Source organism: Candidatus Pelagibacter sp., assembly GCF_052049995.1.
Taxonomy (GTDB): Bacteria; Pseudomonadota; Alphaproteobacteria; order Pelagibacterales; family Pelagibacteraceae; genus Pelagibacter.
In genome coordinates, this window is the sequence record NZ_JBNGYX010000007.1 from 24,418 (window position 1) to 46,386 (window position 21,969).

Here is a 21,969-nt window from a genome sequence, read left to right on the forward strand (position 1 = left end):
ACTTATAAATGTTATATTATTACATAACGTTATATTATAACAACCAATTAAATTACTTATTATGAAAAATATTAAAAAAATACCACTTATATTCTCAATATTATCAATTCTAACATTCTTTACACCAGCAAATGCTGAAATAAAAGTAGTTGCTTCTATTAAACCAATTCATTCATTAGCTAGTTACTTAATGGATGGTATTGCTAAACCTGATTTAATAGTGGATGGATATGCTTCTCCACACGGATTTGCAATGAAACCTTCACACGCAAAAATGCTTCAAAATGCTGACTTAATATTTTGGGTTGGTGAAGATCTAGAAAGTTTTTTGGAAAAACCATTGAGTTCAATTGCTAAGAAAGCAGAAAAAATTGAATTAATGGAAACTAAAGGATTACAGGTATTAAAATTTAGAGAGAGAAATATTTTTGACGAACATGATCATGACGATCATGGACATGATGACCATGGTAAAAAAGAAGATGATCATGACGATCATGGACATGATGACCATGGTAAAAAAGAAGATGATCACGACGATCATGGACATGATGACCATGGTAAAAAAGAAGATGATCACGACCATGACGATCATGGTAAAAAGGAAGATGATCACGACCATGACGATCATGGTAAAAAAGAGGATGATCATGACGACCACGGACATGACGATCATGATGGACATGCGCATGGTGAATTTGATCCACACATTTGGTTGGACCCAATTAATGCAAAAGCTATGTTAAATGAAATGGCAGAACATTTAATTGAAAATGATCCTAAAAATGAAGCTAAATATAAAAGTAATTTAGCTAAAGCTTTACAAGAAATCGATAAACTTACAATTGATGTAATGACTGATTTAAGTAGCAGTGTTGCTTCAATTGTATTCCATGATGCTTATCAGTATTTTGAGAAAAGATTTAATGTAAATATATTAGGTGCTTTTACTGTTAATACAGATGTAATGCCTGGAGCAGAACAACTAGCAGAAATCAGAGAGATAATTGAACACGATAAAGTTGCTTGTGTGTTCTCAGAGCCTCAATTTAACCCTGATATTATTAAAGCTGTCGCAAAAGATATGAATATTAAAACTGGAGTAGTTGACCCATTAGGAGCAACATTAGACCCAGGAAAAGACTTATATTTCAATTTAATTAGAAATATGTCTGCATCTTTCAAAGGTTGTTAATTTAAAATTAGGTTTAATCCGGGAATTTTTTTAAATTCTCGGATTAACAAATAATTATTACTGTTATTTAATCTCACAAAAAACATTGTATTTATTTTAAAGAAGATTTATTTTCTTTCATAATCTGACTATATGAATGATTTAAATTTATATAAAAAAAATGGCTTTCTTGTTAAAGAAAATCTAATTTCTCAAGCAAAGATAAATAAAATTAATAAAATTGTTAATGAAGTAATTTCAAAAGAAAAAAAAAGAAAAAAAACTAATGGTGCAAATGGAACTCAATCCTATAATAATTACCATTTTGTATACAATTCAGGTTCTTCAAAAAATAAAGAAATTTTAAGACTAAATAATCCTCAGAACAGACATAAAGTTTTCTATGAATTATCTAGAGATAAAAGAATTATATCTATAGCTAAAAAATTGTTAGGTGGAACAGTTAGATTTCATCTAGGTAAATTAAATTTTAAGCTTCCTAATAAGAAAAAAGGTAGTGAAATTGGATGGCATCAAGATTGGGCTTTTTACCCACATACAAACGATGATTTAATTACAGTTGGCATATATTTAGATGATTGCTACGAAAAAAATGGGCCACTTAAAATAATAAAGAATTCACACAAAAAGAAATTGTACAGCCACCACAGCAAAGAAAATTATTTTGTTGGAAAAATAGACACTAAGAAAAATAAAATAGGAACTAAGGATAGTGTTTCCATAACTGGAACGGCTGGAACAGTAGTATTTTTTCATTGTAGATCAGTTCATGGGTCTGGGCACAATCAAATGAATAACTCAAGACCCTTAATTTTATTTGGTTATAGAGCTTGTGATGCGTGGCCATTAATCAATGATGGAAACCCTCATCCTGAAGTTGATTTAGAAAATTATGATAAAAATATCATTGTAGGAAATAAATCAATAAAACCAAGATTGACTAAAGTTCCAACCATAATCCCACTGCCTAAGAAGAAACATTATGTTTCTATCTACGAACTTCAAAAAAATTAGATTAAATTTTAAATTAGAGAATAACCAGAGGATCTTACAGTCCTTATAAGTTCTTTTTTATTTTGGATATTAATTGATTTTCTTAATCTTCTGATATGAACATCAATAGTTCTGCTTTCAACATTTATATTGTTGGGCCAAACATTTTCTAAAATCTGATCTCTTGAATAAACTCTCTTTGGATTTACCAAAAAAAATTCTAGTAACCTAAATTCCGTAGGTCCAAGTTGTATTTCTTTTTTATCTCTGTAAACTCTTTTTTCAATCCTATCTAAAACTAAATCTTCAAACTCTAAATTATCAGATACAGTGTTAGGGTTAGATCTTCTTAAAACAGCTTTAATTCTAGCCATAAGCTCATTAAAACTAAATGGTTTAGTTAAATAATCATCAACACCGCTATCTAAACCTTTTATTTTATCTTCCTCTTCGCCTTTAGCGGTTAACATAATTACAGGTAAATTTTTGATACTATTGTCTTTTCTAATATTTTTACAAATTTCAATACCGGAGAGATCAGGCAGCATCCAATCTAATAAAAGTAAATCCGGCTGAAATTTTTTTAATTCTTTTAAGCCATCATTGCCATTTACTGATGATGAAACTATAAAACCATTTTTTTCTAGATTATGTTGAACTAATTGAATTATTGAAGGTTCGTCCTCAATAATAAATATTTTGCCATTCATTTTATTGCTGAATAACTTTTCCTTTAGGTCTGCTTCCTTTTAAATATTCACCTTTAATTAAAAAACATATTGACTCGGCAATATTTGTTATATGATCACCTGCTCTTTCAAGATTTTTTGTTGCAAAAATTAAATGTGTTGAAAAGTCTAAATTCTTTTTATCTTTAGAGAGAAAATCAATTACACTTTCCATAGCAATATAAGTAAGGTCATCGACTTGTTCGTCTTTTTCCCACACTTCTTTTGCTTTATCATAATTTTTGTTAACATAACTATCGAGTACATCATTTAACTGCTTTATAACTAAATCACCTAGTCTTTTTAAATTACCTAAAAGTTCCTCAGGTAAATCTAATGGAAGAGGTTTAACTTTCTTTGCATTACTTTTAGACAAATCTCCAATTCTTTCTAAATCTTGAGATATTTTTAATGAGCTAATTGTTTCTCTTAAATCAATTGCCATTGGCGCTCTCTTTACCAACAATGTCATTATTTGAGTATCAATTTTAGATCTGAATTTATTTATTTCATCATCACTTTTAATAATTTTATCAATTGAATCTTTATCAACTTTAATTACCGCATCCATTGAATCAACTAATTGAGATTCGGTTAGACTTCCCATTTTTATAACAGAGTCTATTAAGTGCCTTAATTCTTCTTCATAAGATTTTACTGTGTGTTCATTGCTCATAATTTATCCAAATCTACCTGTAATATAGTCTTGTGTCATTTTATTGTCAGGATTTTTAAAAATTTTCTCTGTTTTGCCTACTTCGATTAATTTACCAAGGTGAAAAAACCCTGTTTTCTGCGAAACTCTAACTGCCTGTGCCATTGAATGCGTCACAATTACAATAGTGTAAGTTTTTTTTAGTTCATCAATTAATTCTTCAATTTTTGCCGTTGCAATAGGGTCTAGAGCAGAACAAGGTTCGTCCATTAATATAACTTCAGGATTAACAGAAATTGCTCTAGCAATACAAAGACGTTGTTGTTGACCACCAGAAAGACCAGTTCCAGGTTCATCGAGTCTATCTTTAACTTCTTCCCACAATGCAGCTTTCTTTAAACTATTTTCCACGATTTCATCTAATTCACTTTTAGTTTCACCTTTTCCATGAATTTTTGGACCATAAGAAATATTATCATATATGCTTTTTGGAAATGGGTTTGGTTTTTGAAAAACCATTCCTACTCTTTCTCTTAAAGATACTACATCTAAATTTTTATCGTTGATTTCAACACCATCTATTTCAATTTTTCCAGATACTTTACAAATATCGATTACATCGTTCATGCGGTTAATACATCTAATAAAGGTAGATTTTCCACATCCTGATGGCCCAATTAAAGCAGTAACTTCTTTTTCGTTTAAATCTAAATTCACATCAAACAAAGCTTGTTTTTCTCCATAATAGACATTTAGATTTTTAGATTTTATTTTTACATTATTCATTAGTTCCATCTTTTCTCAAATTTTTGTCTTAAGTATACTGCTAAAAAATTCATTACAATCAAAAAACTTAATAACATCATAATAGTGGCTGATGTTTTTTCAACAAACCCTCTCTCAGCAGATTCTGACCATAAATAGACTTGTACGGGTAAAGATGAAGAAGGATCAATTGGTGTTGATGGAATATCAACAACAAAAGCTACCATTCCTATCAAAATTAATGGAGCTGTTTCTCCTAATGCTTGTGCTAATCCAATAATAGTTCCTGACAAAGTACCAGGTAAAGCTAAAGGAACTACATGATGAAATACAGATTGAAATTTTGATGCACCTACTGCTAACGCACCTTCTCTTATTGATGGCGGTACCGCCTTCAAAGAAGCCCTACAAGGAATTATTATTCTAGGTAAGGTCATAAGCGCCAAAGTGATACCAGCTACCAGAGGAGTAGATCTTGGTAATTGAATTGTAGCTAGAAGTATTTGAAGAGCCAATAAACCATAAACAATTGAAGGTACAGCGGCCAAGTTATTAATATTTATTTCTATGAAATCAGTGATTTTATTTTTAGGTGCAAATTCCTCCAGGTAGATCGAAGCTAATACTGCTACTGGGAATGCCAATAATAAACAAATTAAAATACTATAAAAAGAACCTACAAGAGCACCACCTATACCAGCTATTTCTGGATCTCTTGAGTCTCCATTTTTAAAAAAGTAATTATTAAAATTTTTAGTGATTGTTTTATTTTCTACTAAGACATCATAAATTTCTAACTGGAAATTGGAAATTCTTCTCCTGTCTTCAGGTAAATCTCTTGGATAATTCCCCTTATGTAATTGATCAATATCATCTGAGGCCGTGATTTCTAAATTAATTTTTTTACCGATTAAATTTTTATTATTTAAAAAAGCTTTTTTTATTTCAATTTCAGCATCAGTTGTAAAAAGTTCTATAAGCGCATCTTCTTCATCCATGTTTTTTGCTGGATATACCTTTAGCAAACTTTCTATCGTAATATCAAAAAAGTCAGCCTCTAATATTTCTTCTTCGGATGCCCCAGGTTCCAATTCAAGAAGGTCTTTATCATAGAAAACCTCAACATTTATTGCTGTTTTCATAAATGCAGAACTACCTTTAGAAAAAATGTTATGCACTAAAATCAAAACAAATAACAAAGCGAAAAAAATTGATGCTAGACCATAAAACCTAAATCTTTTTTCTGCATTATGTCTTTTCTTAAGTCTTTGTTCTTTAGTCATACTTTTCTCGATATTTTTTAACAGCTCTTTGAGCAATGTAATTCAAAATTAAGGTTGCAATAAATAATGTTAACCCTAGAGCAAATGCAGATTGTGTTTTAGGGCTATCAAACTCTTGGTCACCAACTAAAATCATAACTATTTGAGTTGTGATTGTTGTGGTTGATTCAAGAGGATTTATAGTAAGGTTTGCAGCTAGACCCGCAGCCATCACAACGATCATAGTTTCACCTATTGCTCTTGAGACTGCTAAAAGAATAGAACCTATTATTCCCGGTAAAGCCGCAGGTATAACTACTTTTTTAATTGTTTCAGATTTTGTAGCACCAATTGCATATGAACCATCTCTAAGTGATTGAGGGACAGAATTAATTACATCATCTGATAAGGATGAGACATACGGTATGATCATTATACCCATTATCAATCCTGCTGCCAAAGCACTTTCTGATGAAACTGTTAAACCAAAATTTTCTCCAATTTGTCTAAAAAAAGGTCCAACTGTTAAAGCTGCAAAAAAACCATAAACAACAGTTGGAATACCTGCTAAAATTTCGATTATTGGTTTTGAAATCCTTCTAATTTTTAATGAGGCGTATTCTGCCATATAAATTCCTGAAAAAAGTCCAATTGGAACTGCAACTAACATTGCTATGAATGCAATAAAAGTTGTTCCAGCAATTAAAGGAATAAAACCGAAAGCATCCTTTAATTCTTCAAATTCTGCTGCAGTAATTGAAGAGGCATCTCTTACAAAAGCTCTTTGTGGGCTCCAATTTGTTCCAAATAAATAATCAAAAATATTAATTACAGAAAAAAATTTAATACTTTCAAATAATAATGAAAAAATTATTCCTAGTGTTGTTAAAATTGCAATAAGAGATGATACAAACAATAAGCCTTTTAATATAATTTCTACATCATCTCTTGCTTTATTATTTTTGTTAATTTTTTTTAAGGAATAAATTACCGATACTATTACTATAGCAAAAATTAGTACAACTTTTGAATTTGTAAAAAGATTAATAAATTTTGCATAAGCAAGTGCACTTTCTCTTAAAATACTGTCAATATCACCAAAATAAGTTCCTAAATGAATAGCTTTGATTTTTTCATAAATTAAATTAGCTTCATTTTTGTCATTAAAAATAGCCCCTTGATTTGCTGCAGTTTCAATTATTATTGATTTAATTATTACAGGCTCAAATAATGACCATATTAATAAAAAAACTAGAGAAGGAATTGAACACCATAAAACAAGGTAATATCCATAAAATTTAGGTAATGCATTTAATTTAATATTTTTTTCGATTGCAATACTTTTAGTTTTTGATCTTCCATAAAAAAATAATGATAGAGAAAATATTGTTATTAAAAATATTAGAACGAAGTTCATTCGAGGTTTCTATAACTTTTAAATGTTACATTTTTGTTACAAACTAACTCTGAAATTGAAATTAAATAAAAGGCCAGTATTTACTGGCCTTTTATTGGGGATAAGTTTAAATTTATTTGATACTTATTGTGTTTAAATCCAAAGCAGCTGTTCTTGTTATTTGGTATTCTTTAGATGCTAAAGGGACTAATCCTATTTTCGCTAAGTAACCTCTGTTACTCATAGCTTTTTTAGAAGTGAACTCTTTTAAAAATTCCTGAATGCCAGGAATTACACCTATGTGAGCTTTTTTAACATAAAAAAACAAGGGTCTTGCTATCGGATAAGAGTAATCTTGAATACCTTCTAAAGATGGTTGAACTCCTTCAACAGAGGATGCTTTAACCTTATCTTTATTAGCAACTAGATAACTATAACCAAAAAAACCAAAAGCATCAGGGTTAGATGTAAGTTTTTGTACAATTAAAGTATCATTTTCACCTGCTTCTACAGCGTAACCATCTTCTCTAATTTTAGCACATTCTTTTTTAGCTTTATCACCAAATAAAGATTTAGCAGTTTTTGTACATCCTTTAACCATTACAAGAGAATTCCATGCGTCTCTAGTACCAGAAGTTGGAGGAGCAACTAAAATTTCAATTTTTTTATTAGGAAGACTTGCATCTATATCACTCCATTTTTTGTATGGATTTTCAACAAGTTTACCATCAACATCAACTTTAGCAGCTAAAGCTCTCCACAATTGCTCTTTTGTAAAATCTGCATCTGGAGCACTAACAGCATGTGCAAATGAAATTCCATCATTGCCTACTACAATTTCAATAATTTCGGAAACTCCATTTTTTTCACATAAAGTTTTTTCCTTAGGTTTAATTGCTCTTGAAGCATTAGTAATATCTGGATGATTAGCACCAACTCCAGCACAGAATAATTTCATTCCACCACCTGTTCCTGTACTTTCAATAACTGGTGTTTTGAATTTTCCACTTTTACCAAACTTTTCTGCAACTACTGTTGCATAAGGGTAAACAGTTGATGACCCCACTATTTTGATTTGATCTCTTGAGTAACTTGATGTCGTAAAACCAATTACTAAAAGAAAGCCTATAAATATACTTGTTAATTTATTCATATTTCTCCTTGTTAAATTCATAATGCAAAACTAAATAATTCTGATTCTTAAATACTTTATTAAAGGAAGGTTAAACTTTTGTTACAACGACTAACTTTTTAGTTGAATTACAAAGGATTAAATTTGATATCTATTGTAGTTCCTTTATTTTCAACACTATTAATGTCCATCTCAGCTCTATGTTGTGAGACTAAATGTTTTACAATCGCTAATCCAAGACCCGTACCACCTACACTTCGACTTTTACTCGGATCAACAGTAAAAAATCTCTCAGTGATTCTATGTATAGATTCTTTTGGAATACCTATTCCCTGATCTGCTACTGAAACAGTATTAAACCCACCATCTTTTTTAGCAGTGATTGTAATTTCTTTATTTTTATCACTGTATTTAATTGAATTATCGATAAGATTAGTAAAAATTTCTATTAATTTATCCCTATCACCAATTATTTTAAAATTATCAGTTTTGTTAAATTTAATACTAATATTGTTTTTACTAATTATTTTTTCATAAGTTTTAATAACATAATCAATCAATTCTATAAGATCTATTTCATGTGTTGGTCGTATATGTTCCTGTAATTCAATTTTAGATAATGACAATAAATCTCTGATTAAATTTTCCATTCTCTCAGATTGAGAGCTCATTACTGGTAATAAATTAGTTACTTCCGAATTCTTTTTTAAATCTGAATTATTTTCAAATGTTTCAAGTCCCATTTTAATGGATTGTAGAGGTGTTCTAAGCTCATGTGATACGTTAGCTACAAAATCAGATTTTAATTGTTGGAATTTATGGAATTCAGTTAAATCCCTTATGAATAAGACACAACATACTTCATCAAAAAATAGATTATTCTGGTCAAGGTAAATTGTTATATTTAATCTTTGAACAGCTTGATTTCTAATTTCAATTTCAAGATCTGAAATATTGTTACCCTCAAATGATTTATCAATTGAACTTAAAAGATCAGGGTTTCTTAAAAAGCCACTTATATTCTCATCTAGTTTTATCTGAAATAATTTATTAGCAGAGTTGTTGCTAAAAAGAATTTTTTTACCTTTATCTAAAATTATTATTCCTTCAGGAATATAATTTAATAAATCATAAATATTTTTTCTATAGTCTTTATTTTCTACAACTTTAATTTGATCATTATTATCTTTAGTTTCAGTTTTAATACCTAATACTTTTTCTTTTTTTAATAATAGATAAGTAAGAAGAACAATTATTACTAATAAAATTATTGTTAATAACTCCATTACTTCACTCTACCATATACATCTTGATATCTAACAATATCACTTTCCTTCAAAATTGAACCAACTTGAGCTTCAACAATTTTTACAGGTTTTTTTCCTGAGTTTTGAACTCTATGGATTGCCTCTAACGGAATGAATATATGTTCACCAGGTTTTTTAATTATAATATCTTTATTAAGCGTTATTTTGGCATTACCTTGGGTGACTAACCAATGTTCAGCTCGGTGATGGTGTTTTTGTAAACTTAAGATTCCTTTTGGTTTTACATATAGTTCTTTTATTAAAAATTCTTTTCCTTCAAATAAATTGGTGTATCTGCCCCATGGACGGTAATACACATTTTTTTTCTTTATATATTTGTTTTTATTTTTGTCATACATCTTCAGAATTTCTTTCCAACTACCAAGATCTGACCAAGGTATATCTAATTTGATAGCGTTAATTTGTTTGGTTTTTTCAAGAATTGCATAATCAAATGATTTGGCGGTTGCTTTTATAAATGAAGCTTTATTTAAGCGATAAGTATTAGCTTTATATTTTGCTTTATTAACTGCATTTACACAATTTTTATAAGTTTTAGGTTGATATTTTTTAAAGTTATTAATAATGGAGTCTTTTCGGAGATAAAACATCCCTGAATTCCAATAACCTTTATTCTTTATAATTTGTTTTGCTTTAGCTTCTTTTGGTTTTTCAATAAATCTTGTTACTTTATTAATATTTCCTTTAATTTTTTTAGTTAAAAAATAACCATAATCACTAGTTGGAGATTTAGGTTTAATTCCAAAAACAAATATATTTTCTTTATTTAGATTTAATTTATTTTTGTTTATTGCCTTATTAAAAATACTCATTTTTTCAATCAGATGATCTGCTGTAAAAAATATTAAAGGCTGATGGTCTGGAATATCTTTAATTAAAGCAGTGCTTAAAATAGCTGGTGCAGTGTTCCTTTTAGCTGGTTCTACAACAATTTTATATTTATTTATTTTGTTTTTTCTTAAATGCTGTTTTACTTTGCTTAAGTATTTCTTATTAGTGCTAATAATTGGAGGGTCGTAAATTGATGCTTTAGTTCTCTCAAGTGTTTTTCCAAGTAAAGTCCAATTACCAAAATCAATAAACTGCTTTGCTTGATGATTTTTAGAATTTGGCCAAAGTCGAGTTCCAGCACCTCCACATAAAATAACTGGACGAATTTTCATTAAATTTCTGAATAATCCTTAACTTCTTTTTTCTTACCTGGATGAGTTGGTGCACCTAAATACGCAGGTCCAACTGTTTGTGCATATTTCCATAAAGTACCAGATCCAAAATCTGATTTTCTAGCCTTCCATTTTCTTTTTCTTGTAGCTAATTCTTTTTTAGAAAGTCTTACGTTGATTGTTCCTTTTTTAGCATCGATATCAATGATGTCACCTGTACGTAAAAGGCCTATAGGACCCCCTAGAGCGGCCTCAGGGCCTACGTGACCCACACAAAAGCCTCTAGTGGCTCCAGAGAACCTACCGTCAGTAATAAGGGCTACTTTCTCCCCTTTTCCCTGTCCATAAATTGCACTTGTTGTCGATAACATTTCTCTCATACCAGGGCCTCCGACAGGTCCTTCGTATCTAATTATAATTACATCACCATCATTATACTTTTTGCTTTGAACAGCTTTCATTGCACTTTCCTCATTTTCAAAGCATCTTGCTTTTCCAGTAAATTGTAATTTTTTAAGTCCTGCAACTTTAACAATTGCACCCTCTGGAGCTAAATTTCCTTTCAATCCAACAACACCTCCTGTTGTTGATAATGGATTTTTATAAGATCTCATTACTTTTTGTTTTGGATTAAATTTAATTTCTTTTAAATTTTCCTTCATAGTTTTTCCAGTAACAGTCATGCAGTTACCATGAATATATCCGCCTTCATATAAAGTTTTTAATAACATTGGAACACCACCTGCTAACCACATATCTTTTGCAACATATTTTCCACCTGGTTTTAAATCTGCAAGATAAGGTGTTCTTTTGAAAATTTTAGCAACATCCATTAAGTCAAATTTAATACCTGCTTCGTTCGCAATAGCAGGTAAATGTAATCCTGCATTTGTTGATCCACCAGTTGCAGCAACAACTGTTGCAGCGTTTTCTAGAGCTTTTCTTGTAACAATATCTCTTGGTTTAATTCCTTTTTTCAAAAGGTTCATAACTGTTTTACCGCTAGCTTTTGCGTATTTATCTCTTTCTTCATATGGAGCTGGTGTTCCTGCTGAATAAGGTAATGCTAATCCAATTGCTTCAGACACACATGCCATTGTATTTGCAGTAAATTGTCCACCACAAGCACCTGCACTAGGACAAGCAACTAATTCTAATTTTCTAAGTTCTGCAGCAGACATTTGACCTGTTGAATGTTTTCCAACCGCCTCAAATACATCCACAACTGTTACATCTTTTCCTTTATATTTGCCTGGAAGGATTGATCCACCATATATAAATACACTTGGTACATTCAGTCTAACCATAGACATCATTAGACCTGGTAAGGATTTATCACATCCTGCAATACCAACTAAAGCATCATAACAATGGCCTCTTACCGTAAGTTCAGCAGAATCTGCTATTACTTCTCTGGATATTAATGATGACTTCATTCCTTCATGACCCATTGCAATACCATCAGTTACAGTAATTGTGCAAAATTCTCTTGGGGTTCCACCATTAGCTCTAACTCCTTTTTTAACTGATTGAGCCTGTCTCATTAGAGCAATATTACAAGGAGCTGCCTCATTCCATGTGGAAACGACGCCAACAAAAGGTTTTGCTACATCTTTCTCAGTTTCTCCCATAGCATAGTAAAACGATCTATGTGGAGCCCTGTCTGCTCCTAATGATGTATGTCTGCTTGGAAGTTTCTTTTTATTGAATTTAGCCATTATATACCCTTTATTGTTACTGATATTTTCTCAATATCATTCTTTAAATTATTATAATTATTTTTTTCTTGTTCAACAATCTCTTTTGGAGCTCGATCAACAAAACTCTTATTCTCCAATCTCTGAGATATTTTATTCATCTCTTGCTCTAATCTACTTTGTTTATTTGTTAAATTTTCTTTTATTAATTTTAAATCAACATCTTTATCAAAATAAATCTTAAACAAATCACCAGAAACAACCATTGTCGCAGCTGGTTTATCTAAATCCTTATCTAATATGCTGTTTATTCTTCCTAGTTTTTTTAGAATAATTTCATTTGTATTAATAAAGTCTTTTTGATTTTTATTAATATTGCTTATTGAGACATCAATAAATGAACCTGGACTTACATTTAACTCATTTTTGAATGATCTAATCTCTGAAATAATGTTGATGATATTTTCAACTTGTTCGGTGCTACTATCCTTGTTTATTTCTCCAGATAACCAATTTTTAAGCATCAAATAATCACTACCGTCATTATCAAATTTATTTTTGAGCCAGATTTCTTCAGTTACAAAAGGAATAAAAGGATGTAGTAAAATTAAAATTTGTTTAAATACAAAAGATGATACTTTTTTTACCTCTGCTTTAGCTTTTTCATCATCTGAAAAGAGTATAGTTTTAGATAGTTCTAAATACCAATCACAATACGAATGCCATGCAAATTGATAGGCATTTTTAGCAGCTTCATCAAATCTATAATCTTCAAGGTTTTTTTGTATTTTGTTTTTAGTTTCAACAAGTTCTGAATAAATCCATTTGTTAATATTTAAATTTAAACTTGGAACTTTTTCTATATCTTTAAAATCACATTCATTAGTGATTAAAAAATTATTTGCATTCCATAATTTATTTAAAAAATTTCTATAACCTTTTACTCTATCCTCAGAAAGCTTAACATCAGTTCCTGGTGAAGCCATTGACAGTAAAGTAAATCTAAGTGCATCTGCACTATATTTCTCAATTAAATCTAAAGGATCAATTACATTTCCTTTCGATTTAGACATTTTCTGCCCTTTTTCATCCCTAACTAACGCATGAACATAAATATCCTTAAAAGGTTCTTTGTTTAAAAATTCAGTTCCAAACATAATCATCCTAGCTACCCAAAAAAATATAATATCAAAGCCTGTAACTAATACTGATGTTGGATAAAATTTATCTACATAGTTATTATCATCTGGCCAACCAAGTGTAGCAAAAGGCCATAAGCCAGATGAGAACCAAGTGTCTAAAACATCTGGATCACGATTTAATTTAACATCTTTACCGTAATGTTTTTTTGCTTGTTGTTTTGCATCATTTTCATTTTCTGCAACAAAAATTTTTTTATCTGGACCATACCAGGCAGGAATTTGATGTCCCCACCAAAGTTGTCTTGAAATACACCATGGCTCAATATTATTCATCCATTGAAAATAAGTTTTTGACCAATTCTCAGGAAAGAAATTTGTCTTTTTTGAATTAACAACTTCTTTAGCTTTAATAGATAATTTACCTGCATCAGCAAACCATTGTTCTGTTAAGAAAGGTTCAATTATTGAATTAGATCTATCCCCATAAGGAACTTTATTTTTTATATTCTCCTCTTTTACAAAAAATTCTTTTTCTTTAAGTTCTTGCAAAATTTTTTTTCTTGCTTCAGACCTATCCAGACCTACGTAAGTTTGTGGGGCATTTTTATTTATTTTACCTGCTTCAGTGAAAATATTTATAATTTCAAGATTGTTTCTTTGACCAACTTCATAGTCATTAAAATCATGAGCAGGAGTTATTTTTAATGCTCCAGTTCCTTGTTCAGGATCTGCATAGTCATCCTCAATAATTTTTATTTTTCTTCCAACAATTGGAATGGTAACCGTTTTTCCAACAAAGGATTTAAATCGTTCATCTTTTGAATTTACAGCTATAGCTGTATCACCAAGCATAGTTTCGGGTCTTGTTGTTGCAATTGTAATAAATTCTTCAGTACCGTCTATTGGATATCTGATGAAATAAATTTTAGAATTTACCTCTCTTTGATCTACTTCTAGGTCTGAAATAGCTGTTTTTAAAACTGTATCCCAATTAACTAATTTCTTATCTTTATAGATTAGACCTTTGTTGTAAAGATCTACAAAAACCTTAATTACTGACTTAGATAAATTCTCATCCATTGTGAAGGCATTTCTCGACCAATCACAAGAACAACCAAGTTTTTTTAATTGGTTAATAATGATGTCTCCATATTGCTCTTTCCATTCCCAAACTTTTTCAATAAATTTTTCTCTACCAATTTCATTTTTATCAATTTTTTCAGAGGTCAATTTTTTCTCTACTAATGCTTGTGTAGCAATTCCAGCATGGTCTGTACCTGGTTGCCATAAAGTTTCAAAATTATTCATCCTATGATAACGAACTAACAAATCTTGAATAGAATTATTAAGTGCATGTCCCATATGTAAACTACCTGTCACATTTGGTGGAGGAATTACAATTGAGAATTTTTTTGAATTTTCTCTAGGTTTAAAAAGACCATTTTTTTCCCAATAAGAATAAATTCTATTTTCTACATCAGAATGTATATATTTCTCGCTACTCATTGATTTTAAAGTTTATAATTTAATAATCTAAATTAACAATAATCAATTTGGATCGTTATTTAATAGACTAATAGAAAAAATTTATTATAAAAAGGCATCTGTAGCTATTAGTTAAAAATAAGATGGCAACGTGGCGGAATGGTTACGCAGAGGATTGCAAATCCTTGTATCCCGGTTCGATTCCGGGCGTTGCCTCCAAAAAAATTCTTGTTTTAGTTATAAAAAAAAGTAAGTTGGCTTTTTACATTCCTCGGTAGCTCAGTTGGTAGAGCAGTTGACTGTTAATCAATTGGTCGCAGGTTCGAGTCCTGCCCGAGGAGCCAGAAATAAAATGTTAAAATAAACTTTGTATTAAACTCTACTAGGGTCTTAATTAAATTTTAATTAAACTGCTTTTGAAATTCCTGAACCTGAAATTTGTAAAGATTTATTAAATTTTAATTTTTGATCAGCATTAAGTTCTGAATATAATTTTACTAAAAAATTATAATTAACATTCATGTGACCTTCCTGTGATTTTTCTAAATTAACTAAATATTCTGAAAAATCTTCAAAGAAATAATTAATTGGAACTTTTAAATAATTTGCAAGTTGAAGTAATCTTATCGAACTTACACCGTTTGTCCCTTTCTCATACTTTTGGATTTGTTGAAATGTTACATTAATTGCTTTTGCTACTTTAGTTTGAGTTAAACCTAAAGCTAATCTTCTTAGCTTAAGCTTGTTGCCTAAGTGTTTATTGAAATTATCTTCCATTAAGACCCCTCTTAATTAAATTTTATAAAGCTCATTCAACCTATTTATTAATGTTACTGCAATAGAAAAATTTATTTTTTTTTGTAAGAAATTTGAAATAATCAAAATACTGTCAAGCATTAGTTGAATGGAAAATAAACATATTTAGATTGCTTTAATCTAAATTTATTGCCTTAAATTAATATATTTTTTACAGTATTTGACTTAAAAACAGCTTGGTCCTATCACTCTTAGGGTTAGCAAAAAACTCTTTTGTTTCAGCTCTTTCAACAATCATTCCTTCATCCATAAAAATAACCTCATCAGCTACCTCTTTAGCAAATCCCATCTCATGAGTAACAACTATCATTGTCATACCTTGGTTTGCTAAATCAACCATTACGTCTAAAACTTCTTTAATCATTTCTGGATCAAGAGCTGATGTAGGCTCATCAAACAACATTATTTTTGGTTCCATACAAAGTGCTCTAGCAATGGCAACTCTTTGTTGTTGACCACCTGATAATTGACCAGGAAACTTGTGTGCTTGATCAAGAATTTGAACTCTTTCTAAATGTTTTAAAGCCAATTCTTCAGCTTCTTTTTTTGGCATTTTTTTTACCCAAATTGGTGCAAGAGTACAATTATCTACAATTGATAAATGAGGGAATAAATTAAACTGTTGGAATACCATTCCAACTTCTGCTCTAATTTGTTCAATATTTTTTGTATCTTCAGTTAAAGTGTTTCCATCAACAATAATATCACCTTGCTGATGTTCTTCTAATCTATTGATACATCTAATTAATGTAGATTTACCTGATCCTGATGGGCCACAAACAACAATTTTTTCTTTTGGCTTAACCTCTAGATTAATATCTTTTAAAACTTGAAAATCACCAAACCATTTATTTACATTTTTTATTTGAATAATACTTTCAGACATAATTTATCGCTCTGTTTTATATTTCTGTTCTAGATTATAGCTATACTTACTCATTGCATAACAAATAATCCAGAAAATTATTGCAGCAAAAACATAGCCTTCCATAGCAAAACCTAACCACTCTGGATTAGTTTTGGCTAAATTTAACATTCCTACTATTTCAAGTAAACCAACTACAAATATTAGAGGAGTATCTTTAACTAAAGCTAAAAAAGTATTAGCAATACCTGGAATTACTAATTTTAAAGCTTGAGGAAGAATTACAAATATATGCATTCTCCAATATCCCATACCTAATGATTTTGCAGCTTCGTATTGACCACGTGGTAATGCTTGTAAACCTCCTCTAATAACTTCAGCAACATAAGCCGCTTCAAACAAAGAAATAGCTATTATACATCTCACCAATTTATCTATAAAAAAATCTGCAGGTAAAAACATTGGAAACATCACAGCAGACATAAATAAAACTGTAATTAACGGAACGCCTCTCCAAAATTCAATAAAACCAATTGATATATATCTTATTAATGGAAAATCTGATCTTCTACCAAGAGCAAATGCCATTCCTATAGGAAAACAGAAAATTAAACAGAAAAATGAAATTATAAATGTAAGTGATAATCCTCCCCAAGCTCCAGTTTCGACCCAATTTAATCCATCAAGTTTACCTAATTCAATTAATTCCTCGTAAAAGATGAAATATTTTAAAGCGATATAAAGAGTAATTGGCACAAATATAAAATAATAAAATTTAAATTTACTTGGAATAAAGAAACCAATAATTATTGAAATTACCGCTGCGATTATTCCGTAAGAAAAGTCAAAAAATACAGGACCACCTGATATAAAGAAGAAAATAAATAGGAATGCAATAAATGGATAAATTACAACATAATATAAAGTTAAATATTTTTTAAATTTTTCTGTAGCAAAATATCCTACAGAACCTAAAAGAGCTAAGGCAATAAAAGATAAATTTATTCTCCACTGTTCTGCATTTGGATACATTCCATACATAAATCTTCTAAACCAGACTTTTATGTAAGTCCAACAAGCACCAGTGCCTGAGCAAACATCTTTACTATCACCAGCAAAACTTGCATCAACCACGAACCAACTTAAAACTGGTGGTATTGATTTAATAATTACAAATATAATTAATAGGGATAAGATTGCATTAAAATTACTTGTATTAATATTTTTATTTACTTGATCTAGAAATTTATTACCACTGTGTTCAATTCTAATAAAATACAGTCCTATAAAACCTAATATAATTGGAATTATAAAGCTTAATGATTGAGGTAAAAATCCAGTGATGTTTAAACTAAAGAATGAATTAAGAAAAACATCAATAACACTAATAACAAATAAAAATGAACCCATGTATAAATAGGTAGTCAAATTATCTTTATTTGGTTTTAAAAAATTAATTTTTGACATTTATTTTTCCTTAATAGCAATTTTTTTATTGTACCAATTCATAAGAATTGAAATTGAAATACTTAGGCTTAGGTAGGTAAACATCGTTATTGAAACTATTTCAATCGCTTTACCAGTTTGCATTAATGCAGTTCCTGCAAAAACTAGTACTAGATCAGGATAAGCAATTGCAGCAGCTAATGAAGAATTCTTAGTTAAATTTAAATATTGGTTTGTTGTTGGTGGAATAATAATTCTTAATGCTTGTGGCATAACAACTAATTTTAAAACTTGGTTAGGATTCAATCCAATTGATGCAGCTGCTTCTTTTTGACCTTTACCTACACCTTGAATTCCAGCTCTTACACACTCAGCAATAAAAGTTGCTGTATATAATGCCAGCGATAAAGTTAAAGCTATTAATTCAGGGGGTAAACTTATACCACCTTCATATTTAAATGATGTAGCAGCTAATTGCTTTAATTTAGGAATTTCAAATGATAAACTTACACCACCTATTAAAAAACTTAGCAAAGGTAATATAAAAATTAAACCTACTGATATCCAAAATACTGGTAATTGTTTACCTTGCGTTTCTTGAACTTTTCTTGCATGAATTTTAATTACAACTATTGCAATTATTGCTGCAATTATTGAATATAAAAATACATTAAGATTTTCCCAAACAAATGCTGGAACATATAAACCTTTAATCGTTAAGAAAAAAACACCTAATATCGCATCCGCATCCTGAGGCAATGGTAGAGCTCTTAAAGCAGCAAAATACCAAAAAAATATTTGTAAAAGTAATGGGATGTTTCTAAAGAATTCTACGTAAAAAGCAGCAAACTGATTTATTAAATAGTTAGGCGAGAGTCTTGCAACACCAACAATAACACCTAAAATTGTTGCAATAATAATTCCAATTACAGAAACTAAAATAGTATTAAGTAAACCAACTAAATAAGCTCTAAAATATGAATGTGACCCATCATATTCAATAAGAGAAAACTGAACATCAAAAGATGACTCTTGAGAAAGAAACCCATATCCAAAATCAATACCTCTATTCTCCATATTGATTTGGGCGTTATATGTAAAAAATCCAAAAACTAATATTACAACTAAAACGGTAATTAATTGGGGAATGATTTTTTGTAATTTCAGGTCCATTTGAACGCTTATAAAAAAAAGGGCTAGAAAAATCTAGCCCTTTTTAATTAGTTAAATGTGCAATTATCTTGCAGGTGGTACATAAAGAATTCCACCTTTAGTCCATAATTCATTTGGACCTCTATCAGGTAAAATTCCAGTGTCAGCTATATTTCTTTTGTAGCTTTCACCATAGTTACCAACTTGCTTAATAATTCTTAAGCTCCACTCATTGTCTAGACCAAAAGCAGCACCTAATTCACCTTCAGCACCAACTAGTCTTTTAACGGCTGGGTTATCTGAAGTTTTCATTGAGTCTGCGTTTGCAGATGTGATTCCATACTCTTCTGCTTCGATCATAGCATTTAAAGACCATCTAACGATATCTTCCCATACTGAGTCACCTTGTCTTACAACTGGTCCTAAAGGCTCTTTAGAAACAGTTTCAGGTAATACAATGTGTTCATCTGGGTTAGACATTTTAGTTCTTTGTGCAGCTAGACCTGATTTATCAGTAGTGTATGTATCACATCTACCAGCATCATAAGCAGCTACAACTTCATCAGCTTTTTCGAAAGCAACTGGCTCATAAGAAATTCCTTTAGAGTTAAAGAAGTCTCTCATATTTAACTCAGTTGTTGTACCAATGTTTGTACAAGCTGAGATACCATCTTTGAATTGGCTTGTTGAAGTAATACCAGAACTTTTTCTGACCATGAAACCTTGACCATCGTAGAAGTTTACTCCAACGAAAGTAAGTCCGATATCAGCATCTCTAGAAAGAGTCCAAGTTGTGTTTCTTGATAAGATATCAATCTCACCAGAAGTTAAAGCTGTAAATCTTTCTTTAGCACTTAATGGTGTAAACTTAACTTTGTTTGCATCACCTAGCACTGCAGCAGCTACCGCTCTACATACATCAACGTCAATACCAGTCCAATTTCCTGCTGCATCAGCATTAGAAAATCCTGGAAGACCTTGAGATACTCCACATCTTACAAAACCTTTCTTTTGAGTGTTTTTAAGTGTTTTAGATTTTTTAGCAGCCATAGTTTCTGTTGTAAAAGTAAACAACACTGCAACCATAGCAACTAAAGAAGTTAATTGTTTTAAGTATTTAAACATTATTCTTCCTTTATGTTATTTTTATTTGTTAACAAATAATTCAAAATTACTTTTGAATATTCTTAATTTAAGCATGTTAGAAAATAGTGTTCAAGAAAAAATAATATAGTAATCAGATTTAATCCAAATTCTCGTCAAGCAAAATTATATATGATTAATGCGTTAAAAACTAAGAAATGGCGCGCCCTGAAGGATTCGAACCTACGACCCTCGGTTTAGAAAACCGATGCTCTATCCAGCTGAGCTAAGGGCGCAAAATTTATTGTATATATAATACTAAATTAATTTTTAAAAAGGAATTTTTTAGCAATCAACAATAAAGATAACAGTTCAACCCTTCCGATAATCATAAAAAATATGAGAAAATATTTGGTTAAAAAGTGCAAATTTTGAAAATCAAAGTCCGATATACCATAAGCAGATGAATTAACTGTATTCATCAATGTCAATACAGCTAATTTAAATGAGTATTCAAATTGAATGTTGGACAATGATAGTAAGATAGTTAAAGAAAAAAGAGAAATAACAAAAATTAATATTGTTAGAAAATATTTATTTATGTCTTTATTATCAAAATTAATTTTAGAAAAAACTAATTTATTCATAAATACATTTTTTGGCCTACTAAAAGAAAGAATTTGATTAATAGAATATTTAGTTAAAGAATATACTTTTAAAAACCTTAAACCTGAGCTTGTGGAAAAAAAAGATCCGCCAATAATTACAAGTAAGATATATATAAAATGTAGGTTAGCTTGATCAACTTCAAGAGAAATACCAATATTAGAAATGCTACTTACTAAAGATAAAAAACTGAATATGAAATTTGCATCATAACTAAAGAAAACAAAAAATATACTCACAACTACAATAAAATATAAAAATAAATGTATATCTTCATAAAAGAAATTTAAATTTTTATTTCTTAAAAAAATTAAATTGTATGTAAAAAAAATACTAAAAAAAGAAATCAGCATTAAAAAAGAAAATATAATTATTTGAAAATCATTTATTAAAATTGATGAAAGTTCATTTACAGGAAGAAATCCCCCTGAAGAAATTATTGTCATCGCTAGATTTAGTGAATTAAATGATCTTATTCCAAGAATATTTAGAATAATAAAAATTGATATAGTTAATCCTGAGTATAACAAAAGAATTTTAATTGATTGTTTTAAAATCTCAGTAGAATTAAAAGATAAAAAATTAGTTAAAGATTTTTTTAAACTTTCGTCATAAATATCAATTAAAAAAATAATTGAATATAAAAAATACAATCCACCTATCCATTGTATTGATGATCTCCATAAAATTAAGCCTTGATCGATATGTTTAATATTTTCAAAAACAGTAAAACCTGTTGAAGTAAATCCTGAAACTGCCTCGAATAAAGAATTTAAAAAAGATAAATTATAAATACTTAAATAAAAAGGAATTGATAAAATCAACGGCATTAAAACGTATCCTAATAAAACGGTTAGTATTTTTTCAAATATTGAGGGTTTTTTGGAATCAGTTTTAATTTTATAAAAAATTATTCCAATAACTGCAGAAATAACTAAACTAAAATAATATGTGTTTAGATTTAGATATAAATTAAAATAGTATGAATAAATAATATTTA

The 21,969-nt window shown here is 29.5% G+C and carries 18 protein-coding genes and 3 tRNA genes; 4 read left to right on the plus strand and 17 right to left on the minus strand.

Going from position 1 to position 21,969, the window contains the following annotated elements; genetic code table 11:
- The first annotated feature begins 61 nt into the window (after window positions 1-61).
- Together ACTT9Y_RS06010 and ACTT9Y_RS06015 are read left to right on the plus strand one after the other, a co-directional pair.
- On the plus strand, window positions 62-1,195 hold the full coding sequence (locus ACTT9Y_RS06010; protein WP_440933466.1) for a zinc ABC transporter substrate-binding protein: 1,134 nt from the start codon (window positions 62-64) through the stop codon (window positions 1,193-1,195).
- A gap of 132 nt (window positions 1,196-1,327) precedes the next feature.
- Window positions 1,328-2,209: a phytanoyl-CoA dioxygenase family protein gene (locus tag ACTT9Y_RS06015; RefSeq protein ID WP_440926825.1), complete on the plus strand. Its 882-nt coding sequence runs from the start codon at window positions 1,328-1,330 to the stop codon at window positions 2,207-2,209.
- An 8-nt stretch (window positions 2,210-2,217) separates the two neighbouring features.
- On the opposite strand, the gene phoB is transcribed toward ACTT9Y_RS06015, so the two are convergent.
- The 10 genes from phoB to ACTT9Y_RS06065 all read right to left on the minus strand — a co-directional run bounded on the left by phoB (window position 2,218) and on the right by ACTT9Y_RS06065 (window position 14,962).
- Window positions 2,218-2,898, minus strand: coding sequence for a phosphate regulon transcriptional regulator PhoB (gene phoB / locus ACTT9Y_RS06020; protein WP_440925305.1), 681 nt, complete (start codon window positions 2,896-2,898; stop codon window positions 2,218-2,220).
- 1 nt (window position 2,899) lies between these two features.
- Complete coding sequence (phoU, locus tag ACTT9Y_RS06025) at window positions 2,900-3,592, minus strand: phosphate signaling complex protein PhoU (protein WP_440933467.1); 693 nt, start codon at window positions 3,590-3,592, stop codon at window positions 2,900-2,902.
- Between the two features lie 3 nt (window positions 3,593-3,595).
- Entirely contained in the window at window positions 3,596-4,357 is a 762-nt protein-coding gene (pstB, locus tag ACTT9Y_RS06030) for a phosphate ABC transporter ATP-binding protein PstB (RefSeq protein WP_440933468.1), read from the minus strand.
- Window positions 4,357-5,619 carry a phosphate ABC transporter permease PstA gene (gene pstA, locus ACTT9Y_RS06035; protein ID WP_075484534.1) on the minus strand — a complete coding sequence of 421 codons (1,263 nt, stop codon included), beginning with the start codon at window positions 5,617-5,619 and terminating at the stop codon, window positions 4,357-4,359. The genes pstB and pstA overlap by 1 nt, the downstream gene beginning before the upstream one ends.
- Window positions 5,612-7,015, minus strand: a complete 1,404-nt coding sequence (pstC, locus tag ACTT9Y_RS06040) for a phosphate ABC transporter permease subunit PstC (RefSeq protein WP_075484532.1) — start codon at window positions 7,013-7,015, stop codon at window positions 5,612-5,614. The genes pstA and pstC overlap by 8 nt, the downstream gene beginning before the upstream one ends.
- Before the next feature lie 112 nt (window positions 7,016-7,127).
- On the minus strand, window positions 7,128-8,147 hold the full coding sequence (locus tag ACTT9Y_RS06045; RefSeq protein WP_440933469.1) for a substrate-binding domain-containing protein: 1,020 nt from the start codon (window positions 8,145-8,147) through the stop codon (window positions 7,128-7,130).
- 107 nt (window positions 8,148-8,254) lie between these two features.
- Complete coding sequence (locus ACTT9Y_RS06050; protein ID WP_440933470.1) at window positions 8,255-9,412, minus strand: ATP-binding protein; 1,158 nt, start codon at window positions 9,410-9,412, stop codon at window positions 8,255-8,257.
- Complete coding sequence (locus tag ACTT9Y_RS06055) at window positions 9,412-10,617, minus strand: sugar phosphate nucleotidyltransferase (protein ID WP_440933471.1); 1,206 nt, start codon at window positions 10,615-10,617, stop codon at window positions 9,412-9,414. Before ACTT9Y_RS06055 ends, ACTT9Y_RS06050 begins: the two co-directional genes overlap by 1 nt.
- Window positions 10,617-12,335, minus strand: coding sequence for a dihydroxy-acid dehydratase (ilvD, locus tag ACTT9Y_RS06060; protein ID WP_440933472.1), 1,719 nt, complete (start codon window positions 12,333-12,335; stop codon window positions 10,617-10,619). Before ilvD ends, ACTT9Y_RS06055 begins: the two co-directional genes overlap by 1 nt.
- A complete protein-coding gene (locus ACTT9Y_RS06065) occupies window positions 12,335-14,962 on the minus strand; it encodes a valine--tRNA ligase (protein ID WP_440933473.1) in 2,628 nt (875 codons plus the stop codon). The genes ilvD and ACTT9Y_RS06065 overlap by 1 nt, the downstream gene beginning before the upstream one ends.
- Window positions 14,963-15,086: 124 nt before the next feature.
- Here ACTT9Y_RS06065 and ACTT9Y_RS06070 point away from each other — a divergent pair.
- Together ACTT9Y_RS06070 and ACTT9Y_RS06075 are read left to right on the plus strand one after the other, a co-directional pair.
- Window positions 15,087-15,160, plus strand: a tRNA-Cys gene (locus ACTT9Y_RS06070).
- 49 nt (window positions 15,161-15,209) lie between these two features.
- Window positions 15,210-15,285: transfer RNA gene (locus ACTT9Y_RS06075), tRNA-Asn, on the plus strand.
- A 61-nt stretch (window positions 15,286-15,346) separates the two neighbouring features.
- Here ACTT9Y_RS06075 and ACTT9Y_RS06080 read toward each other — a convergent pair.
- From ACTT9Y_RS06080 to ACTT9Y_RS06110, 7 genes are all read right to left on the minus strand, one after another.
- Window positions 15,347-15,718 (minus strand): helix-turn-helix domain-containing protein, encoded by a 372-nt coding sequence (locus tag ACTT9Y_RS06080; protein WP_075504160.1) that lies wholly within the window; start codon window positions 15,716-15,718, stop codon window positions 15,347-15,349.
- Window positions 15,719-15,908: 190 nt separating this feature from the next.
- Complete coding sequence (locus tag ACTT9Y_RS06085; RefSeq protein ID WP_440926819.1) at window positions 15,909-16,643, minus strand: amino acid ABC transporter ATP-binding protein; 735 nt, start codon at window positions 16,641-16,643, stop codon at window positions 15,909-15,911.
- Window positions 16,644-16,646: 3 nt separating this feature from the next.
- On the minus strand, window positions 16,647-18,089 hold the full coding sequence (locus tag ACTT9Y_RS06090; RefSeq protein WP_440933474.1) for an amino acid ABC transporter permease: 1,443 nt from the start codon (window positions 18,087-18,089) through the stop codon (window positions 16,647-16,649).
- Window positions 18,090-19,235: an amino acid ABC transporter permease gene (locus ACTT9Y_RS06095; RefSeq protein ID WP_440933476.1), complete on the minus strand. Its 1,146-nt coding sequence runs from the start codon at window positions 19,233-19,235 to the stop codon at window positions 18,090-18,092. It abuts the gene before it with no gap.
- A gap of 69 nt (window positions 19,236-19,304) precedes the next feature.
- Window positions 19,305-20,345, minus strand: a complete 1,041-nt coding sequence (locus ACTT9Y_RS06100; RefSeq protein WP_075484502.1) for an amino acid ABC transporter substrate-binding protein — start codon at window positions 20,343-20,345, stop codon at window positions 19,305-19,307.
- A gap of 177 nt (window positions 20,346-20,522) precedes the next feature.
- Window positions 20,523-20,599: transfer RNA gene (locus ACTT9Y_RS06105), tRNA-Arg, on the minus strand.
- A gap of 27 nt (window positions 20,600-20,626) precedes the next feature.
- Window positions 20,627-21,969: TrkH family potassium uptake protein (locus tag ACTT9Y_RS06110; protein ID WP_440933475.1), on the minus strand; the 1,343-nt coding region annotated here is incomplete at its 5' end.